Raw genomic sequence first — 19,092 nt, 5'->3', positions numbered from 1 at the left:
TGTCCTGCATCTGCCTGCAATGCCTCATTCGCGTTGCAGGCAGAATATAGAGAGTCGGGTAAAGAAACCCTGAAACTCAGTAGCTATATGTCAGCCCTGTTCTGATCGCTTCGCGCAGCGATGTCTCAGCCCATGTGCCTTCGCCACCACGCGCCTTGATCTCGCGCCATTGTGCGATGGCCAACTCGGTCTTGCCCTGGGTAACAAATCCCTGACCCATGTAGCTGCGGGCGAGGATGTTGTCGGGGTTGGATTCAATTGCTTTCTGGTAAAACGCGTCAGCCAGTTTCAGCTCACCCATCTTGCGATAGGTGAACCCCCAATAGGTCTGCACCCGATCATCATCTTGATCCATGATACGCAGAATGCCCTGAGCATTTTCGTACTGCCCGTCGTAAGCCAACTCGCGCACGGCATCATACAGTTGGTCTTCGGTGAAATTCGTCTTGTTGGGTTTGACGCAGCGCCCGGCTGCCTCGTCATAGACGCGGCCAAACAGGCATTTCTTGGTGGTGTTGGTGGGCTTGGGCGGGCTGCTGTCCCCACCACCCGCAGCAATGGCCATGGGCGCGAAGGTAAAGGCCTGAAGAGCGATGGCCGAGGCTAGTACAAGACGCATTTTCCTACTCCGTTGTCAAAGAGACTTGTTACAATCATAGCTTGATCTTCAAAAAAGCTAACGATTGACTGATCGCTTTTATTCACAAGCAGGAAATAAAAATGTCAGCTATTGACGATTTTCATGCAGCTTTGGCTTTCGCTGTCCCAAATTGTGCCTTCAGCACAGGACTGGGTTTGCTTGGTGTTACCGTTACAGGCAAATCCGGCGGTGCCCGCACAGATAAGAGCAATTGCGCATAGAGCAGTTCGTAGCATCGAGTTTTCCTTTCGCGGAAACTGTGCCAACAGATTAACCGATTTTTGCCAATCTGGCAAAGACACAAGGCCCGGCTGCATTGAGCAAGCCGGGCCAAGTTTTTAGCACTGTTTGAGTTTGAATTATTCGCCGAATACGCGGGCGAAAATCGTATCTACATGTTTGGTATGGTAGCCGAGATCGAATTTCTCTTCGATTTCTTTCGGGCTCAGCGCGGCGGTGACATCGGCGTCGGCCAACAGTTCCTCTTTGAAGTCGGTGCGATGCTCCCAGACTTTCAGCGCGTTGCGCTGAACCATGGCATAGGCATCCTCGCGGCTTACACCGGCTTGGGTCAACGCCAACAGCACTCGTTGGCTCATGACAAGACCGGGGAACTTGTTCATGTTCTCGATCATGTTCTCGGGGAAGATCAGCATCTTGTCGATTACACCGGTCAATCGCGCGAGTGCAAAGTCCAGCGTGATAGTGGCATCCGGCCCGATCATGCGTTCGACCGAGGAATGCGAGATATCGCGCTCGTGCCACAGCGCCACGTTCTCCATCGCCGGGATCACGGCCGCACGCACCATGCGCGCAAGACCGGTCAGGTTCTCGGTCAGCACCGGGTTCTTCTTGTGCGGCATCGCGGATGAGCCTTTCTGACCCATCGAGAAGAACTCGGCCCCCTCCAGCACTTCGGTACGCTGCATGTGGCGGATTTCGATAGCGATGTTTTCGATGCTGCTGGCGATAACACCCAGTGTGGCGAAGAATGCGGCGTGACGGTCGCGGGGAATGACCTGCGTGCTGATCGGTTCAGGCACCAGACCCAGCTTGTCGCAGACATGCTCTTCAACCTGCGGGTCGATATTCGCAAACGTCCCGACCGCGCCGCTGATCGCTCCGGTGGCGATTTCCGCGCGGGCATCGCGCATCCGGGACAAGTTGCGGTCCATCTCGGCATAGAAGCGGGCAAAGGTCAGGCCCATCGTGGTGGGTTCGGCATGGATACCGTGGCTGCGACCGATGCGAACGGTGTCTTTGTGCTCGATCGCGCGGCGTTTCAGGGCAGCCAACAGACCTTCGAGGTCTGCAATCAGCAGGTCGGCGGCGCGGGTCAGTTGCACATTGAAGCAAGTGTCCAGCACGTCCGAGGAGGTCATGCCCTGATGCACGAAACGAGCTTCCTCGCTACCCACATGTTCGGCCAGATGGGTCAGGAAGGCGATGACGTCGTGTTTGGTGACGGCTTCGATCTCGTCGATACGGGCGACATCAAACTCCACATCCTTGGCTTTCCACACGGCCTCGGCGTTTTCACGCGGGATCACGCCTAGATCGGCCATGGCGTCGCAGGCGTGCGCCTCGATCTCGTACCAAATGCGGAACTTGCTCTCGGGTGACCAGATGGCGACCATGTCGGGGCGTGAATAGCGGGGAATCATTGGCGGCAGCACCTTTTTATGATTGGGATGAGGCGTTGGCGCGGGGTTTAGCCGCGCATTGACCAAGGAACAAGGCGCGAGTGCTGGGATGAGACGGTTTGCCCTGATTTTATTGCTTTGGCCCGGATTTGTGGCCGCCGACGAGTTTCAGCAACTGACGGGTGATGAGATTCTGATGGCGCTTGCTGGCAAGAAGCTCGACTATGGCGAGGGGATCACCCAGACCTTCGATAGCAATATGCAAACGCAGTACTTTTCAGGCCGCCCAAGTTCGGGACGATGGGCCGTTCGTGATGATCGCTATTGCTCGGTCTGGCCGCCTTCGGATTTCTGGGCTTGTTATGATGTTGAGCAAAGCGGTGAAACCATCCGGTTTGTGGATGATTCAGGTAATACAACTGACGGAATCTATTTGAAGTGAGCCTGCCCAGAAATATTTATGATTTCCAGGGGGTTTGGGACCTGAGCCGCCTCATCCGGGACGAGCGTGCAGGCCAGATCATTCAGGCCGAGGGTAAGGCAGAGCTTCGGCAAGATACCCAAGGGTTGGTCTATGATGAGACGGTCACGCTGCGTGTTCCGGGGCAGCCTGCAATGACGGGAACGCGTCGATACCTTTGGCGCGACGCCGGTGATCGGATCGCTATCCATTTTGATGATGATCGGTTTTTTCACGCACTCAAACTTGGCCAAACCCGGGTCGAGGATCATCACGATTGCCCGCCGGACAGCTATGATGCACACTATGATTTCTCGGGATGGCCGCGCTGGACAGTCCGCTGGACCGTATCAGGGCCGCGAAAATCCTATGAAATGGAGACCAAATACGCGCTGCGATAGCGTAATCATCTTGCAGCAACGGCCCGGAACGGGCATTGCTGCATGTGCAAATAAGTCCGAATGTGGAGAAATGAGATGAACGCAAACGTACTGGCCAATGCTTTTGGCCCGCGTGAGGGGACGGCGCTGCGCGTCAAGCAGGTGGCTCTGGTTGCCCTGGGTATCGTTGCTCTGGCTGTTGCTGCCAAAATCAAAGTGCCGATGTGGCCGGTTCCGATCACCATGGGCACATTCGCCGTTCTGACCATCGGCACCGCTTATGGCGCGCGCCTTGGCCTGATCACGATGCTGGGTTACCTGCTGGTTGGTGCTCTGGGCTTTGACGTGTTTGCAGGTTCCTCGGCCGAAAAATACGGCCTGACCTACATGATGGGTGGCACCGGCGGCTATCTGGTCGGTTACCTGATGGCGACCATTCTGCTGGGCGCACTGGCCGCGCGCGGCTGGGATCGTTCGGTCGGCAAGCTGGCGCTGGCGCTGGTACTGGCCAACGTGCTGATCTACGTGCCGGGCCTGCTGTGGCTGGGTCAGCTGTATGGCTGGGACAAGCCGATCCTGGAATGGGGTCTGACACCGTTCCTGCTGGGTGACGCGATCAAGCTGGCGCTGGCCGCTCTGCTGATCCCTGGCCTGTGGAAGCTGCTGGGCGACGCACGCACCTGATAGCGCGCTCTTGCGCAAGATACACCCGCGTTCGGAGCTTCCCGGACGCGGGTTTTTTATTGTCTGCAGAACAGGATGCTGGACAAAGTCAAACTGCATGGGCAACCTGACATCAGAAAACTGATCAGGTTATTGAGATATGCGTATTTTGTTAAGCTTGGTGCTTGCTGCAAGTGCCGTGACTTGGTCGGCTGTAACGCCTGTGCAAGCCGACACACCGGTGACTTACACCGATGAAGGACGCGCCCTGTTCCGCTTTGAGGTTCCCGACTTCTGGACATTGCGTACCGGTGGCCCGCGTGAAATCGAGGATACCAATCTGGGCGATGCCCGTGCGGTTTCGCGCGTCATGGGGATCAGACCGGTGACCGACGATAATGTCTGGATGGGCTTCGTCTCACCATCACGGGTTTCCAGCATTCAGGGCGGGCTGAGCTATCTTGAGGATATCGACAAATTCCTCGTCAAAGACCCGACCGTGACCAGCACCAGCAATACAAGGATTGGTGGGCGGCCAGCCCACGTTATTCGAGGCACCGGCAATCGGGATGGGCGAGGCGTAAACTTTACCGCCACCGTGATTGACCTGCCGCGTGACCGTGTTGCGATAGGGGTTGCGATCCTGCGTGACGGGGCCGACCCGTCTTATGTTGATGCCTTGAACGCCGTTTTCGCGTCGTTCCGGTCTTTGCAGTAAGGAGGCTCGGATGACTCGCAAACTGTTAAAACGGTCTGTTCTGGCGCTGGGGTTGGGTACTGCAACGTTTACACTGTCCGCCTGCGATGGCGTGTCCGTCGGGGTAGGGTATGGCGTTGGGTATGACCCGTTCTACGACTCGATGCTGTGGAATGATTACTACCACGACCGTAACGTGAATGTAGATGTTGACATAAACCGCCCAGACCGGCCCGACCGCCCCGATCGACCGGTTCGTCCGAACCCTCCACCGCGGCCAAAGCCACCGATCGCCAAACCGCCGTCGCGCCCGCATCCCCCGGTGGCGCGTCCTCCGACGGCACGGCCACCAATTCACCGACCCTCACCGAGGCGCCGTTAGAAAAAGGGGGCAAAAGCCCCCTTCAATCATTATCATAAGCTGACAAAGGTGGTTTTCAGTCCAGCAGCTCAGTCGTGATATGGGCCGAGCCTTCAAGGGTTCGGTGCACGGGACATTTATCTGCGATCTCCAATAGCTTAGCACGTTGCGCGGCATCCAGCGGCCCTTGTAGCCGTATCTTGCGGCGGAACTGATCGACCTTACCATCGCTGGCCAGTCCAGCGTCCTGGGCGTGTACCTTGTCGTGGCAGACATCGACGGTGATACCTGTCAGCGGCCATTTCTTGCGCCGCGCATACATGCGAATGGTCATCGAGGTACAGGCGCCCAATCCCGAGGACACAAATCCATAAGGGGACATGCCTCGGTCCGTTCCTCCGTACGAGGCGGGCTCGTCAGCGACCGCATGGTGGCGCGGGCCGGACTGGATGTCTTGCAGGAACCCTGCCGGGTCTGCCTCGGTTACGCGAACAACACCTTCCGGGGCGCCGGGTGGTGGGGCGGGCGGGCACAGTTTGACGTATCGCGACACCCAAGCCGCAATGACATCCGCCGCGTAATCCGCATCAGCGGCGCGTGTGATCAGATGGTCGGCATCGTCCAGCGTGACAAAACTTTTTGGATGCTTGGCAGCCAGAAAGATGGTGCTGGCGTTGTCAATGCTGACCGTGTCATCGCGCGGTGCATGCAGGATCAGAAGCGCTGCTTTCAAATCTGAAACGGCAGGGCTAAGCGCGGCCTCTGAAATGTCATCGACAAAAGCTTTGCCAATGCGGAACGGGCGACCGCCAAGCGAAACCTCTGCGCTGCCTTGCGCCTGAATCTCGGGCAGGGCGGCCTCGAAATGGTGTGATACGTGGCCCGGGTCAGCAGGCGCACCCAATGTGACGACCGCCTTGATCGACGGTATGCCAGCGCGTGCGCGCAGTACCGCAGCGCCGCCAAGTGAATGGCCAATAAGCAGGGCGGGGGCCATGTTGCGACCGGACAGGTAGTGCGCTGCAGCGATCAGATCTTCGACATTTGAGGTGAATGTCGTATTCGCAAACTCTCCATCCGAGTGGCCAAGGCCTGTAAAATCAAACCTGAGCACGGCGATGCCCATCGCCGCCAAACGCGCCGAAATGCGCCGTGCGGCAGGTATGTCCTTAGAGCAGGTAAAGCAATGCGCAAACAAAGCCGTTGCCAGTACCGGCCCGTCCGGCAGATCAAGGCGCGCGGCCAATTGGCTGCCGTCGTGACCGGCGAAAGTAATGCGTTCGGTGGGCATGATGAATCCTTGGTGGTCCAGGTTTCGACAATACTGTGTGCTGTGTGCGGTTCTCTCAACCCCTGTGTCAGTGGCGTAACAGGAAGGTGAGGGGGTGGGACCACGTAGCCCTTGGCGCGTCGCATCAATGCATTGTTGGGGTTGGTATTTGAACAATCAAAAAATGTGATGATAATTCGGATAAACATTCATTTTACTTATTTATACTTGGACCCCAACTTGCAATCATCCTTCTTATCCAAAGCAGAGGTCAAAATGGCACATACAACATCTGCACCGCTAAGCCCGACACTCCACGCCGGAGTTCTGTTGGCAATTCTCGTGACTGGCGCAATTGGTTTTGCACTGGGACAAAGCTGGCCGCTAACGAATACGTCTGAGGACACACCAACTCTCACAGCGCCTGAGGATTGGCACGGTAATGTCAGACGGTCCCACTGGTCAAACTAGGCGATAGCGCTTAGCCAGAGCCCATCAACTGTGCGTCGAACGGATACTTCGTGAGGTTTTCATAGCCGTCTTCGGTGATCAGCACCTGATCTTCCAGCTTGATCGAGAAATCGCCGCCAACCTCGCCAACTGCCGCTTCGACGCACAACACCATTCCGGGTTCAAGTGGATAATCATAGGATCCCTCGACCGCCTTGTCGGGATAGGCTACCAAGGGCCATTCATCGCACAATCCAACTCCATGCATCAGGCAGCCGTATTTCTGTGCCTGAAACTTGTCATCCAGCCGATGGGCATTCGCAGTTAGTTCCGGGATCATGACGCCGGGCTTCAGCATTTCCATATTGGTCATGATATGCTCATGCGCGTGCTGCATGGCATAGATCATGTCGGGGCGCGGTTTTTGATCGCCGATCCACCAGGTTCGTGAGATGTCGACGCAAATGCCGTAAGACCCGATCAGGTCGGTATCGAACGCGATGATTTCATTTTGCCGCGTGATGCGCGGGCCGCATTCCTGAAACCAGGGATTGGTGCGCTGGCCCGAGGCAAGCAAGCGGGTCTCGATCCATTCACCACCGCGCCGGATGTTTTCAGCATGTAGCACTGCCCAAATGTCATCCTCGGATGTCTTCCCGTCTCCGACATTGACACGTGCGAAGCGCTCCATTTCGGCCACTGCGGTCTCGCAGGCGTGGCTGGCGCAGCGCATGGCGAGGATTTCGTCTGGGCCTTTGATGGCACGGGTTTTCTCGGTAAGCTCTTCGCCCTCCATCACCTCGAACCCCTGAGCCTCAAGCGCGCGCAGGCCGTGCAGCATGATCTTGTCGACACCCAGCCGCATGTTGCCGCCGCCGTGTTCTTCGATCAGGGCGCGCACCTCGTTTGAGAACACATCTGCGGCAACGTCAATCTTGTCGCCCCGGTCGAAATAGAACAGATCGGCGCCCGAGCGCTGCTCGCGCACCAGCGGGTTGAATTTCGACAAGAACGGAGAGTTCTTGTAGTCCCAGATCACCATATACCCGTCAGCGCAAACCAAAACGGCCCGGAACGGGTTATGGGTATTCCAGAGCTGCATGTTGGTGCTGTCAGTCGCGTAGCGGATATTCAGGGGGTCAAACAGCAGGATCCCGCCCCAATCGCGTTGCACGATGGCCTGAGTGAGGCGTTTCCAGCGGTATTTACGCATCTGTTCTAGTTTGGGCAGGCTAAGCCCGGCAGCGGCCCATTCGTCGAAGGCAAGCTGTGTCGGTCCGATCTCGATCCTGTCATTGTCGTTCGGTGTCCCGTCCCCGAGGGTGGCGCCCCGGGTCGGGTCAATCTTACGGGTGTCACGATATGGTGTGTTCACGGTTGGACCTTTCTGCTTGCCTGCCCAACCTGCAAATCCAGATGCGCTGCGTCTTCTAGGTTTGCGACCGTCTTCTGGTCGCTTTTTGACCGACAGCGCCAGAGCAGGGTGCTATGCCTCGACTATGACCGTGATATTACAGCAAGCCATTCCCTATGATCCACTCGCCCAAAACCCGCTGCCTGGCATTAAGCCTGCGGACCCCAGGGCCTGGTTGCATCGCGACGATGCGTTTTCTGCCCAGATGCAACGACGCGCCGCGCTGTTGGCGCAGCAAAAACCGGACGTCTTGGCGCAAAGCCCCGAGGCGTTGGCACCCGCGCAGGAGTTGCTGGAACTGGTCATTCAGCAAGTTTATCCGAATGTCTCTGATCACGTTGTGCGGCCCGACGGTGTACGGGTTGAGGTTGACCGGGAACGCCCGTTGGAAACGCTATGCCATTTGGTGCAAGAGGATTTCTGCATTCTGCAGAAACACAATGACGAGCATGTTTTGACTGGCGCGATTCTGTGCTTTCCCGCAAGCTGGATGCTGTCGGAAAAGTTCATGCGCCCGTTGATTGGGATCCATGAGCCGGTTGACGCCTACGACGCCAATATTGCCCGCAGAGTTCAACGTTTGTTTGACGGCATTCAACCCAACCGGCCACTCTGGCGGTTCAATGCGCTTTGGTACAATGACGCCGAATTGTTCCAACCGCGCAGTCTCATGCAGCGACGCACACCGCGGGACGAAAATTCGGCCCGATATCTGCGTAGTGAACGTCAGACTCTCTTGCGTTTACCTGAGACAAACGCAGTGGTGTTCGCGATCCACACTTATGTAATGGCCGCTGATCAGGTCCTTAAAATGGAAAACCCCGCCTGACGGCGGGGCCTCCAAGGAGGGTCTTGGGTAATTTGATTACATGCCAATCGCGCTGGCGACCTCGGCAAAAGCATTCGTAGCGTTCAGGCCAAAAATCGCTGTGGTAAAAGCCAGAACCTGAGTGTTGAGGCGGAAATCCTCACCCCGGATCAGATTGACTGCTGCCAGGGATATGGCAATCGGTGTCGATATGCTTGCCACAGCACCAGTCATGCCCCAGCTGGTCAGTCGCAGAATATCGCTTGGGCGTTCCGTTTCGTCCTCGGACTGGTGAATGTTGCCGGCGGGCAGGGGAGCATCAGCCTCGGTCCGGAAGGCGATACTGAGCAGTTGGTCGTCACTTAGCTTGATCGGACGCGGCTTGGCGTGTTTGGTCTGTGTATCTTCCGCATCAGGATCGGGCAGATCAAGCCCCGCAAATGGGCCGCTGACTGCTTCGAATATCTGCTTTCGGTTCCGGGCGTTGCGCGGCGCAATTGAATCAAAGGCACTCATGAATTGTTCGATGGTCAGAACCGTTTTGGGCGACAACCATTCGACACGACGGGTCGTGCAGATGTCGACCATTCGGTACAGGATCACCACAAGCATCAACTCGGATATTTCACTGTCATCGAGCAGTTTTGACACCGGACAAATCGAGATCGTCAGCCGGTTTCCCGGCAGCGTAACCGCAGCACGCGGCATAGTTTTGAGACCAGCGGTTCGATCCATCCGCTCATGGTGATTGTGATCTACTTGGGTTGGTTCCGAGTCCAATGTCAGACGCACGAGATATTGGCTGCTGACGATACTGGCCTCCGATGCGCTAAGAAGCGTCTTGCGCTCGACCAGATGGCCATAGTCACCCAGCGTCGTTGAGACGACCTCGCACAGACGCTCAAGCGCGCCATCTGCCGACCCGTCAAACTGGAGGCCACCGTGGTAACTATGCTTTGCAGTCACAGCATGTTCCTTTGCTGTCATAATCTTCACAACAAATTAACAGGCGAAATGGCGCAAATTTTGACCAAAATGGAAAAAAGTCGAAATATTCCAAGATTGATTACGCTTTGGAAACCAAGAAAATCGGGGTTTCCTTAAATCTATGTGGCAACAATGTGGCCGAATTCAGGTGTTCTGACGTCAAGCCTATGACTGCCCTAGTTGTCGATTCGCGCCGCCATGATTGCAATGGATTGCTGGTAGACCGAGGCCGCATTCCATTGCTGTATGACCGCAAAATTCGGCTCTCCGGGTTGATAGCCGCGACCGGGCTTCCACCCTTTCTTACGTAGAAAATTCGCGGTCGAGGCGAGCGCGTCGGTCATGTTATAAAAATCGACCCGACCATCGCCCGTGGCGTCCACACCATAGGTCAGGGCATTGCCGGGCAGAAACTGCGTATGCCCCAGCTCGCCATGTTTTGCCCCTTTTGTCGCCATCGTAAGGGTTCCTTGGTCAACCAGTTTTAAGGCGCCGATAGCGTGCGGGATGAAGAATTCGGACCGGCGACAATCATAGGCTAATGTCGTGATTGCGGAAACAACCTGACTATCGCCCATGAAACCTCCAAAGCCGGTTTCCATGCCGTGAATGGCAATTAGCACACCCGCCGGTACGCCATATTGACGCTCGAGCGCGGCGTAAAACTGCGGATTGCGAGCTTTGCGCTTACGCCCTTGCGCAACGATGGTGTTTGCCCCGCGCACCTGCATGAATTTGTCTAATGAGTATTTAAAGCTCTTCTGATTGCGATCCGCGGCAATCGTACGTGTTGCATATTGCGTCTGCGCGAGCGCTTGCAGACCCTTCTTTTTCACACCCGCTCGTTTGGCGGTTTTGGCAAAGTCGGCTTTCCAGGCCTCGAACCCGCTGCTGGTATTCCCACAAGGGGCGGACAGTGCCACCGAGGGCAGAAGGAACGCGAGTGCAGCGTAAAGGCGAAGACGAGGCATAGAGGAAATCCGAGTGCTGAAAAAACTACGCTCAGCCTAAGCCGAGTTCGACCTACCGCAAAGTGGTTTAATAGAGATCAAGCTCGTCTGTGCCTTTCAGGGATTCGAACCATTCATCCGGGGTTTTGTCGATCTTGGCATGTTTGACCATCATCGCGTTCATATTTGGCAGACTGGAAGAGTCCGGCCATTCATCGGGTTGCCACAGGTTTGATCGAATGATGCATTTGGGACAGTGCGCAAAGACGGTTTCGACATGGATCAACAGGGCCAGCTTGGGCACGCGTCCACCAACGGCCATGTTTGAAAGAAGTTCGGGATCTGCGCTAATTCTCGCGGATCCCCGCAGGCGCAGAGTTTCCAATTTTCCGGGGACAAAGAATATCACGCTGACGCGCTGATCTTTCAGCACATTATGAAACGTATCCACGCGCTTGTTCCCGGGCCGGTCCGGGATCGCAATCATCGAGTTCGAGAGCACCTGCACAAACCCCGCAGGATCGCCACGAGGCGAAATATCGAGATGCCCATCGGGATTGGCTGAAGCGATCAGGCAGAACGAGGACATGCCGATGAAGTCTCGACACATCTCATCAAGTGCAGGCAATTCCTTTGCAATGATCTGCGGCAAGGGTTGCCCGCAAATGCGTTCCAGATCTTTTTCCGAGGTTACAAGTCCTGAATACTCAGAAAAGGGATTGTCGCTCGCGGGCATGTGCTCTCTCCGCCTGATGTTGAGCTCAAATTTTGAAAGATCATCATCGATCCGTCAAATCTCGCGGAGATACAGAAAAAGGGGCGCCCGATGGGCGCCCCCTGAGAATTTTCGTCGAAAATTCTTAATCAGCAGCTGTAGTACATGCCGTACTCAACCGGGTGAGGCGTGTGCTCGTAGGTTTCTACCTCTTCCATCTTCAGCGCGATGTAGCCGTCGATCTGGTCTTTGGTGAACACGTCGCCTTGCAGCAGGAAGTCGTGATCAGATGCCAGCGCTTCCAGAGCTTCGCGCAGCGAGCCGCATACGGTCGGGATGTCGGCCAGTTCTTCGGCAGGAAGATCGTACAGGTTCTTGTCCATGGCTTCGCCCGGATCGATCTTGTTCTTGATGCCGTCCAGACCGGCCATCAGAAGCGCGGCGAACGCCAGATAGGGGTTTGCGGCCGGATCGGGGAAGCGGGCCTCGACGCGCTTGGCTTTCGGGCTTTCGGTCCATGGAATACGCACGCAGCCTGAACGGTTGCGGGCCGAATAGGCGCGCAAGACGGGGGCTTCGAACCCTGGGATCAGACGCTTGTAGCTGTTGGTTGCCGGGTTGGTGAAGGCGTTCAGCGTTTTGGCGTGTTTCAGGATGCCGCCGATGAAGTACAGCGCCTCATCAGACAGGTCGGCGTATTTGTCGCCCGCGAACAGCGGCTTGCCGTCTTTCCAGATCGACATGTTCACGTGCATGCCGGTGCCGTTGTCACCTGCGATTGGCTTCGGCATGAAGGTCGCCGATTTACCATAGGCATGTGCAACGTTGTGGATCACGTACTTGTATTTCTGCAGCTCATCGGCCTGCTTGGTCAGGCTGTCGAAGATCAAGCCCAGTTCGTGCTGACACGATGCAACCTCGTGGTGGTGCTTGTCGACCTTCATGCCCAGACGCTTCATTGTCGACAGCATTTCCGAGCGCAGGTCCTGCGCTTCGTCAACGGGGTTTACGGGGAAGTAACCACCTTTGACGCCCGGACGATGGCCCATGTTGCCCATCTCGTATTCGGTGTCGGTGTTCCACGATGCATCAGTCGCATCAACTTCGTAGGATACCTTGTTGATACTGTTGGAGAAACGAACGTCATCAAAGAGGAAAAATTCGGCCTCAGGACCCATGTAGGCCACATCACCAATACCGGAAGCCTTCAGGTACGCTTCGGCTTTCTGAGCGGTGCCTCGCGGGTCACGTTCATAAGCTTCACCAGTGTCAGGCTCCACAACCGAGCAGTGCAGGCAGATGGTCTTTTCCGCATAGAACGGATCGACATAGGCGCTGTCGGTGTCGGGCATCAGTTTCATGTCGGAAGCTTCAATCGACTTCCAGCCCGCGATGGACGAACCGTCGAACATAAAGCCCTCTTCCAGGAAGTCCTCATCGACCTGATCGGACATGATGGTGACGTGCTGAAGTTTGCCACGCGGGTCGGTAAAGCGGATGTCGACGTATTCGGCGTCTTCATCACGGATCAGCTGAAGAACTGCGTCCTTGCTCATACTATTTGTTCCTCTGATTTGAAGATTGCTGTGTTACAGGGCTTCCGAACCGGTTTCGCCGGTGCGGATACGAATGGCTTGTTCGATAGGTGAGACAAAGATTTTTCCGTCCCCGATCTTGTCGGTCTTTGCGGCGCTAACGATGGCTTCGATCGCTGCGTCAACCTGATCATCATCCAGCACGACCTCGACCTTTACCTTGGGTAGAAAGTCGACAACATATTCTGCGCCGCGATAAAGTTCGGTGTGACCTTTCTGGCGACCAAAGCCTTTCACCTCGACCACGCTGAGGCCCTGGACTCCCACGTCTTGCAGCGCCTCTTTCACTTCGTCCAGTTTGAACGGCTTGATGATCGCTTCGATCTTTTTCATTCCGGCTCACCTTGTATGGTTGTCTCGAAGGCAGTGATCACGTCTAAGGTCAGGCGGCAATGGAACTGCGAATATGGTCGCCTTGTGGTGCTGCGAAATCGTGCAACGGGTTAAATTTTGATCGATGTGCACAAAATGTAATCAGAATTGAATCGCGTGAGGGCGCAATATGGCAGAGGGGCTGACAGCGGCACAGATGCGGACGATCGAAAAGTCCGCGATTGAGTCCGGTGACGTGAGCGGACTGGAGCTGATGGAGCGGGCCGGGCGCGGTGTTCTTCAAGCCATATTAGAAGAATGGCCAGAGCTGCAGCGGGGGCCAGCCCCCGCACCCCCGAGGTATTTGGGGCCAGATGAAGAGGATCCGCTGCGTGCGGTAGTTCTTTGCGGGCCAGGAAATAACGGGGGGGATGGATTTGTTGTTGCACGCTTGCTGCGGGAGCGCGGCTGGGAGGTGGCGGCATTTCTTCTTGGTGATCCGGCGAAGCTGCCACCAGATGCGCGTGTGAATCATGACAGGTGGGGCGAATTGGGGGAGGTTCACCCATTTTCCGAAGTGTTTGCCGCGCATCAAGGGGCTGACCTTTATGTCGATGCGTTATTCGGGACGGGCTTACAACGACCGCTTGAGGGTGATGTTCTAAAATGGGCAGAAATGACTGCCTCGGATCCAGCCATCGCCGAAAAGACAGTATCCGTTGATATGCCGTCTGGCCTGTGTTCCGATAGTGGGCGTGAGCTGGCCCCGGGGACCGCGACGGTTCAGGCCAGGCTCACGGTATCGTTTCATACTGCAAAGCTGGGGCATTATCTGGGGCTGGGGCCGGTCAGAAGTGGCCGATTGGTCGTCAAGGACATTGGTTTGGAGGAGGGAGTTCAGGGTGCGGTCAAACTGGTGACCGCCCCGGATGCTGATTTTTCGAAGGCAACTGCCTTACACAAATATGCGTATGGGCATGCCTTGATTATTAGCGGAGGTGCGGGGGCAACCGGCGCAGCAAGGCTGGCGGCACGTGGTGCATTACGCATCGGGGCCGGATTGGTGACGCTGGGTGTTCCACCCTCGGCTCAGATGGAGGTTGCCAGTCACATCACTGCGCTGATGCTGCAGCGGGTCCAGAGCGGCGATGATCTATTGGAAGTCCTGATGGATGCGCGGTTGAATGCACTGTGCCTCGGTCCTGGTTTGGGGCTGGCGCGTGCGCAGGAGCTGGTTCCTGCGGCGCTGGCCTCGGGGCGTCCAGCAGTGCTGGACGCGGATGCTTTGACGGCGTTTGCTGATGCGCCAGAGGTGCTGTTGGACATGCTCCATGACAGATGTGTTCTGACACCGCACGGGGGCGAGTTTGCGCGATTGTTCCCGGAGATCTCCGAAAAGCTCTCGATCAAGCCGGGCAGAGGGCCGGCTTATTCCAAAGTGGATGCCGTGCGTGAGGCGGCCAAGCAGGCTGGCTGTGTGGTACTATACAAGGGCCCTGACACGGTGATTGCTGCACCGGATGGGCAATGTGCGATCAATGCGGCGCTGTTTGACCGGGCGACGCCCTGGCTGGCGACAGCAGGGTCGGGCGATGTGCTTGCCGGGTTCATAACGGGACTACTGGCGCGGAGCTTCAACCCGATGGCTGCAGCCAAGACCGCAGCTTGGTTACATGTGGAATGCGCCAGGCAATTTGGGCCGGGGTTGATTGCTGAAGATCTGCCGGAACAATTGCCAGCGGTATTCGCACGGCTTGAAATCAATGGGTCATAGGCAAATATTGGCCGATCGCGGGTCAAAGCGGCAATGTTTCGCCTTATGATTTACCTGTGCGCATAACGGGTGTTTGCAAGCTGCAACACGCAGCGCAAGAATTGTCTTGCAGGTTAGCTGGGTGCTGCTTTCGAACTAGGTCAAAATATTGATTATAAAACGCTTTCCCTGAAGGTCCCCGCTTCCGCCTGTGGCAGAAATGCAATGCCGGGCTAATAAGCTTTAGCAATCATTGGAACCGTTAATCCAGGTGCGCATATCGGCAATATCTAAAAAAACTGACCCATCTATGGTGAATGACATGACAGTGAATTTTAAGCTGACTTCGATAGCCGCGGCGCTTGTCGCAACAACGGCAATCCCCGCCGCCGCCGAACTGAAATACGAAAACAACACGGGCGGTTATGTCCTGCTTTATGGTCAGTTGCACCCGGCCTTAATCTCGGTTGACGACGGTGAAGAGACCGAAACGCGCGTTCTGGACAATGACCTGTCAAACAGCCGCGTCGGTTTGGAACTGTTGCAGCCCTTCGGCAACAACGATTTCACCTTCCGTTTTGAAACCGGGCTTGGTCTGCCGAGCTCGAGCGAGTGGAACCAGCTGGGCACAGATTTCAGCGGCTGGACGCGTGAAGATATCCGTCACGTGGATTTCGCACTTGCCGGTGACTGGGGTAAATTCTCGGCCGGTCAGGGCAGCATGGTGGCCGATGGCGCTGCCGAAGTGGATCTGTCTTACGTCGGAACCGCGCTGTATTCCTTTACCAACGATGAAAATGGCGGGTTCTTCTATCGCGGTACTGACGGTTTTCTGAGCGACATCACCGTTGGCGATTCCAGCAGCAACTTTGACGGTGCGCGCCGTGGCCGCGTTCGGTATGACACGCCGGAGTTCAGCGGTTTTAAGGCCGGCATCGCCTATGGTCAGAACATTCTGTCCAGCAGCGATGACGATGACTATTACGATATCGGCCTTCGCTATAACAACACCTTCGGCGGCGGGGTTGAATTTGCAGCGGCGGTTGCATACTCGGTGCGTTCGGCTGACGATGGATCGGGGGACCGCAAGGATACGATCGGGTCGGCCTCGGTTATGCTGCAAAACGGCCTGAGTTTCACCGTAGCCGCCGGTACGCGGGACAATGACGCGGATGGTGCGTCTGACCCGAACTACTTCTACGGCAAGATTGCCTATGAGGATCAGTGGGTATCCTGGGGTAAAACCGGTATCGGGATCGACTATTACTCGGGTTCGGACTTCGTAAATGACGGCTCCAGCACTGATGCTTGGGGCATCGCTGTTGTTCAGCGTATCGACAGCATCAATACAGATGCATATCTGAAATACCGCAATCACGATTTCGAAGATGGCGCTTCGTTCGACAACAACGAGGCGTGGGTGCTGGGGGCCCGCTGGAGGTTCTGATTTCTCAGCTTTCGATGATCGAACGCTCCGGCCTGTGCCGGGGCGTTTTTTCGTCTGTAATAGGGGTAAAACCAGCCTGAAAGGGCCTTTGCCTCTTGCACGCAGGCGGCTGTGCAAATAGAAGGCGTCAAATTTGCCCGGCGCGCCCGTTTTGCGCGCCCCGAATCCTATGGGGACTACCAAAATGCAGGTTACCGAGACGCTGAACGAAGGTCTGAAGCGCGGCTACAACATCGTTGTGACCGCAGCCGAGCTGGACGACAAGGTCAACGAGAAACTGACCGAAGCGCAGCCCGAGGTTGAAATGAAGGGTTTCCGCAAAGGCAAGGTGCCGATGGCTCTGCTGAAAAAGCAGTTCGGCCAGCGCCTGCTTGGCGAAGCGATGCAAGAAACCATCGACGGTGCGATGAACAAGCACTTTGAGGACAGCGGCGAACGTCCTGCTTTGCAGCCCGAGGTCAAGATGACCAACGAGGACTGGAAAGAAGGCGACGACGTAGAAGTTGCGATGTCCTACGAAGCGCTGCCCGAGATTCCAGAAGTTGACCTGAAATCGGTTGAACTGGAGAAGCTGGTTGTCAAAGCGGACGACGCAGCCGTGGAAGAAGCGCTGAACAACCTGGCCGAGACCGCGCAGAACTTCAAAGCGCGTCGTAAGGGTTCGAAAGCCAAGGACGGTGACCAGATCGTGTTCGACTTTGTTGGTAAAGTTGACGGCGAAGAGTTCGAAGGCGGTTCGGCTGAAGATTACCCGCTGGTTCTGGGCTCGAACAGCTTCATCCCCGGCTTTGAAGAGCAGTTGGTCGGTGTGAAGGCCGAGGAAGAAAAAGACGTCAACGTCACCTTCCCCGAAGAATACGGTGCTGAGCATCTGGCCGGCAAAGACGCCGTTTTCACCTGCACCATCAAAGAGGTGAAAGAGCCGGTCGCGGCTGAGGTCGACGACGAGTTGGCCAAGAAATTTGGTGCCGAAGATCTGGCTGGGTTGAAGGCACAGATCGCCGAGCGTCTGGAAGCCGAATATGCTGGTGCGTCCCGTGCAGTAATGAAGCGCGCTTTGTTGGACGTGCTGGACGAGAAAGTCTCGTTCGACCTGCCGCCGTCACTGGTAGAAGCCGAAGCCAAGCAGATCGCGCATCAGCTGTGGCACGAGGAAAACCCTGACGTTGAAGGTCACGATCACGATCCGATCGAACCAACCGACGAGCATAACAAGCTTGCCGAACGCCGAGTGCGTCTGGGCCTGCTGCTTGCCGAACTGGGCCAGAAGGCCGAGGTTGAAGTGACCGACTCGGAAATGACACAAGCGATCATGAACCAGGCGCGTCAGTACCCGGGCCAGGAGCGCCAGTTCTTTGAATTTGTGCAGCAGAACGCCCAAATGCAGCAGCAGCTGCGTGCGCCTATCTTTGAAGACAAGGTTGTCGACTACGTCTTCGAACTGGCTCAGGTTGCGGACAAAGAAGTCAGCAAGGACGATCTGCAAAAAGCCGTTGAGGCACTGGAAGAGGAATAATCCTCTTCCTTCCCCCATTAGGGGTCAAAAAAAAGCGGAGCCGTCTCGAATTAGACGGCTCCGCATGGGTGGCTTTGTACTATGAGGTGAGGGGGTCAGGCCTCATGAGCAAAAGCACGGGGGGTCTGTAACAGAGCGGTCTTCTGCTCTGGGGTGAATGTGTCGGACAGCGCTTCGATCAGTTTCAGCACTGCCTGCCTTTCTTCTTCCGTCTTGGCCGCACTCATCTGTTCGACAAAGTACTTCTCAAGATCGGTGAGCGGCTTGTGGTCACGATTTGCCGGGCTGAGTTTGGCGGCCTTTTTGGCCTCGAAGAACTCCAACGCCTTTTCGTCTTCGATAAAGACATCGTGGTGAATGTCTGCGAATTCGCGAAGACCCGAAATCCTTTCTTCTGTGCAATCCAGCAACGCCGCCATTGCCGGTACCTTGCCCATCGGAACGGTTTCGCCCACATAGTCGTAAGGCGCACAGTTCGAGCGTTTGAGAACGCGGTTCATAACCGGGTCAATCACGGTGATGATGTCCTGGATACCCGCACTACGGCAGTATTCCAGAGATCCGATCATCAGCTCACAGGTCGCGTAAGAAACCGAGTTCTTCTCTTTTCCTCGGGTCAGTCGCTGCGTGTCGACGCAGAAGCGGGTGGATTCCCACATGGTCGCGCTGCGCATTGGCGCTTCGCCGCATAAGATATCCGAGAACACATCTGAAAGCATGTGCGGGCCGGTTGTCTGGAGTGCACGTACTGCGGCTACGACGTTCCCCTCATCGTCGAGACCAATTACGTATGCAGGATCCAGATGATCGAACTGATCGATTTCTTTGCCGTCTTCGATGTGGACGTCCCATCCAAGTCGCCCGCCAAAAACCCGAGCGCGCAGTTCGAACATATCGTCAAGAACTTCGGTGAACAGATGTCTGTTCAGCCCATCAACTACCAAAATCATGTTAACCCCCTTCGAGTGATCTGTCTGTGGATAAGACGTTACCCGGTTTCCACAGCGAATCTATTGGGGGTTTCCCGTAAT

19 protein-coding genes are annotated in these 19,092 nt (G+C 56.1%); 9 read left to right on the top strand and 10 right to left on the bottom strand.

What is annotated here, in order from left to right; all coding sequences use genetic code 11:
• Positions 1 to 76: 76 nt before the first annotated feature.
• Together ACR0BT_RS04590 and purB are read right to left on the bottom strand one after the other, a co-directional pair.
• Complete coding sequence (locus tag ACR0BT_RS04590) at positions 77 to 619, bottom strand: hypothetical protein (RefSeq protein ID WP_170403198.1); 543 nt, start codon at positions 617 to 619, stop codon at positions 77 to 79.
• A gap of 380 nt (positions 620 to 999) precedes the next feature.
• Positions 1,000 to 2,304 (bottom strand): adenylosuccinate lyase, encoded by a 1,305-nt coding sequence (gene purB / locus ACR0BT_RS04585; RefSeq protein ID WP_170396410.1) that lies wholly within the window; start codon positions 2,302 to 2,304, stop codon positions 1,000 to 1,002.
• An 88-nt stretch (positions 2,305 to 2,392) separates the two neighbouring features.
• Here purB and ACR0BT_RS04580 point away from each other — a divergent pair, with 88 nt between their 5' ends.
• From ACR0BT_RS04580 to ACR0BT_RS04560, 5 genes are all read left to right on the top strand, one after another.
• Entirely contained in the window at positions 2,393 to 2,725 is a 333-nt protein-coding gene (locus ACR0BT_RS04580; protein WP_170396412.1) for a hypothetical protein, read from the top strand.
• Positions 2,722 to 3,144: a DUF6314 family protein gene (locus tag ACR0BT_RS04575; protein ID WP_170663704.1), complete on the top strand. Its 423-nt coding sequence runs from the start codon at positions 2,722 to 2,724 to the stop codon at positions 3,142 to 3,144. Before ACR0BT_RS04580 ends, ACR0BT_RS04575 begins: the two co-directional genes overlap by 4 nt.
• Before the next feature lie 75 nt (positions 3,145 to 3,219).
• Complete coding sequence (locus ACR0BT_RS04570) at positions 3,220 to 3,807, top strand: biotin transporter BioY (protein WP_170396416.1); 588 nt, start codon at positions 3,220 to 3,222, stop codon at positions 3,805 to 3,807.
• A 139-nt stretch (positions 3,808 to 3,946) separates the two neighbouring features.
• Positions 3,947 to 4,504 (top strand): hypothetical protein, encoded by a 558-nt coding sequence (locus ACR0BT_RS04565; protein WP_170422258.1) that lies wholly within the window; start codon positions 3,947 to 3,949, stop codon positions 4,502 to 4,504.
• Between the two features lie 10 nt (positions 4,505 to 4,514).
• On the top strand, positions 4,515 to 4,865 hold the full coding sequence (locus ACR0BT_RS04560; protein ID WP_170403183.1) for a hypothetical protein: 351 nt from the start codon (positions 4,515 to 4,517) through the stop codon (positions 4,863 to 4,865).
• 55 nt (positions 4,866 to 4,920) lie between these two features.
• Here ACR0BT_RS04560 and ACR0BT_RS04555 read toward each other — a convergent pair whose 3' ends face one another.
• Entirely contained in the window at positions 4,921 to 6,135 is a 1,215-nt protein-coding gene (locus tag ACR0BT_RS04555) for a bifunctional alpha/beta hydrolase/OsmC family protein (protein WP_170403180.1), read from the bottom strand.
• 460 nt (positions 6,136 to 6,595) lie between these two features.
• A complete protein-coding gene (dddP, locus tag ACR0BT_RS04550; protein ID WP_170626646.1) occupies positions 6,596 to 7,939 on the bottom strand; it encodes a dimethylsulfonioproprionate lyase DddP in 1,344 nt (447 codons plus the stop codon).
• A 124-nt stretch (positions 7,940 to 8,063) separates the two neighbouring features.
• Here dddP and ACR0BT_RS04545 point away from each other — a divergent pair, with 124 nt between their 5' ends.
• Positions 8,064 to 8,807, top strand: a complete 744-nt coding sequence (locus ACR0BT_RS04545) for a heme-dependent oxidative N-demethylase family protein (protein WP_480762607.1) — start codon at positions 8,064 to 8,066, stop codon at positions 8,805 to 8,807.
• 36 nt (positions 8,808 to 8,843) lie between these two features.
• Here ACR0BT_RS04545 and ACR0BT_RS04540 read toward each other — a convergent pair whose 3' ends face one another.
• From ACR0BT_RS04540 to ACR0BT_RS04520, 5 genes are all read right to left on the bottom strand, one after another.
• Complete coding sequence (locus tag ACR0BT_RS04540; RefSeq protein ID WP_480436677.1) at positions 8,844 to 9,752, bottom strand: hypothetical protein; 909 nt, start codon at positions 9,750 to 9,752, stop codon at positions 8,844 to 8,846.
• A 197-nt stretch (positions 9,753 to 9,949) separates the two neighbouring features.
• Complete coding sequence (locus tag ACR0BT_RS04535) at positions 9,950 to 10,744, bottom strand: lytic murein transglycosylase (RefSeq protein WP_170396432.1); 795 nt, start codon at positions 10,742 to 10,744, stop codon at positions 9,950 to 9,952.
• A 67-nt stretch (positions 10,745 to 10,811) separates the two neighbouring features.
• Positions 10,812 to 11,459 (bottom strand): MSMEG_1061 family FMN-dependent PPOX-type flavoprotein, encoded by a 648-nt coding sequence (locus ACR0BT_RS04530; RefSeq protein WP_480613213.1) that lies wholly within the window; start codon positions 11,457 to 11,459, stop codon positions 10,812 to 10,814.
• A 128-nt stretch (positions 11,460 to 11,587) separates the two neighbouring features.
• On the bottom strand, positions 11,588 to 12,994 hold the full coding sequence (gene glnA / locus ACR0BT_RS04525; RefSeq protein ID WP_170396436.1) for a type I glutamate--ammonia ligase: 1,407 nt from the start codon (positions 12,992 to 12,994) through the stop codon (positions 11,588 to 11,590).
• Between the two features lie 33 nt (positions 12,995 to 13,027).
• Positions 13,028 to 13,366 (bottom strand): P-II family nitrogen regulator, encoded by a 339-nt coding sequence (locus ACR0BT_RS04520; protein WP_170396438.1) that lies wholly within the window; start codon positions 13,364 to 13,366, stop codon positions 13,028 to 13,030.
• 169 nt (positions 13,367 to 13,535) lie between these two features.
• On the opposite strand from ACR0BT_RS04520, the gene ACR0BT_RS04515 reads away from it, so the two are divergent.
• The 3 genes from ACR0BT_RS04515 (at position 13,536) to tig (ending at position 18,061) form a co-directional block, all read left to right on the top strand.
• Positions 13,536 to 15,119, top strand: coding sequence for an NAD(P)H-hydrate dehydratase (locus ACR0BT_RS04515; protein WP_480762606.1), 1,584 nt, complete (start codon positions 13,536 to 13,538; stop codon positions 15,117 to 15,119).
• 301 nt (positions 15,120 to 15,420) lie between these two features.
• The gene (locus ACR0BT_RS04510; protein ID WP_480705159.1) at positions 15,421 to 16,545 is read left to right on the top strand and encodes a porin; all 1,125 of its coding nucleotides are present in this window, start codon (positions 15,421 to 15,423) and stop codon (positions 16,543 to 16,545) included.
• Between the two features lie 184 nt (positions 16,546 to 16,729).
• Positions 16,730 to 18,061 (top strand): trigger factor, encoded by a 1,332-nt coding sequence (tig, locus tag ACR0BT_RS04505; RefSeq protein ID WP_170396960.1) that lies wholly within the window; start codon positions 16,730 to 16,732, stop codon positions 18,059 to 18,061.
• A 95-nt stretch (positions 18,062 to 18,156) separates the two neighbouring features.
• Here tig and ACR0BT_RS04500 read toward each other — a convergent pair whose 3' ends face one another.
• Positions 18,157 to 19,011 (bottom strand): acyl-homoserine-lactone synthase, encoded by an 855-nt coding sequence (locus ACR0BT_RS04500; RefSeq protein WP_480762605.1) that lies wholly within the window; start codon positions 19,009 to 19,011, stop codon positions 18,157 to 18,159.
• Positions 19,012 to 19,092 lie beyond the last annotated feature (81 nt).

It is taken from the genome of Ruegeria sp. CJ6, from assembly GCF_056536665.1.
The sequence above is the reverse complement of the archived record's forward strand: the minus strand, read 5'-3'. Positions and strand labels throughout refer to the sequence as shown.

Coding starts and splice junctions, on each gene's coding strand:
- ACR0BT_RS04590 (WP_170403198.1), bottom strand. CDS start 619: ATGCGTCTTGTACTAGCCTCGGCCATCGCTCTTCAGGCCTTTACCTTC.
- purB (WP_170396410.1), bottom strand. CDS start 2,304: ATGATTCCCCGCTATTCACGCCCCGACATGGTCGCCATCTGGTCACCC.
- ACR0BT_RS04580 (WP_170396412.1), top strand. CDS start 2,393: ATGAGACGGTTTGCCCTGATTTTATTGCTTTGGCCCGGATTTGTGGCC.
- ACR0BT_RS04570 (WP_170396416.1), top strand. CDS start 3,220: ATGAACGCAAACGTACTGGCCAATGCTTTTGGCCCGCGTGAGGGGACG.
- ACR0BT_RS04565 (WP_170422258.1), top strand. CDS start 3,947: ATGCGTATTTTGTTAAGCTTGGTGCTTGCTGCAAGTGCCGTGACTTGG.
- ACR0BT_RS04560 (WP_170403183.1), top strand. CDS start 4,515: ATGACTCGCAAACTGTTAAAACGGTCTGTTCTGGCGCTGGGGTTGGGT.
- ACR0BT_RS04555 (WP_170403180.1), bottom strand. CDS start 6,135: ATGCCCACCGAACGCATTACTTTCGCCGGTCACGACGGCAGCCAATTG.
- ACR0BT_RS04545 (WP_480762607.1), top strand. CDS start 8,064: ATGACCGTGATATTACAGCAAGCCATTCCCTATGATCCACTCGCCCAA.
- ACR0BT_RS04535 (WP_170396432.1), bottom strand. CDS start 10,744: ATGCCTCGTCTTCGCCTTTACGCTGCACTCGCGTTCCTTCTGCCCTCG.
- ACR0BT_RS04530 (WP_480613213.1), bottom strand. CDS start 11,459: ATGCCCGCGAGCGACAATCCCTTTTCTGAGTATTCAGGACTTGTAACC.
- glnA (WP_170396436.1), bottom strand. CDS start 12,994: ATGAGCAAGGACGCAGTTCTTCAGCTGATCCGTGATGAAGACGCCGAA.
- ACR0BT_RS04520 (WP_170396438.1), bottom strand. CDS start 13,366: ATGAAAAAGATCGAAGCGATCATCAAGCCGTTCAAACTGGACGAAGTG.
- ACR0BT_RS04515 (WP_480762606.1), top strand. CDS start 13,536: ATGGCAGAGGGGCTGACAGCGGCACAGATGCGGACGATCGAAAAGTCC.
- ACR0BT_RS04510 (WP_480705159.1), top strand. CDS start 15,421: ATGACAGTGAATTTTAAGCTGACTTCGATAGCCGCGGCGCTTGTCGCA.
- tig (WP_170396960.1), top strand. CDS start 16,730: ATGCAGGTTACCGAGACGCTGAACGAAGGTCTGAAGCGCGGCTACAAC.
- ACR0BT_RS04500 (WP_480762605.1), bottom strand. CDS start 19,011: ATGATTTTGGTAGTTGATGGGCTGAACAGACATCTGTTCACCGAAGTT.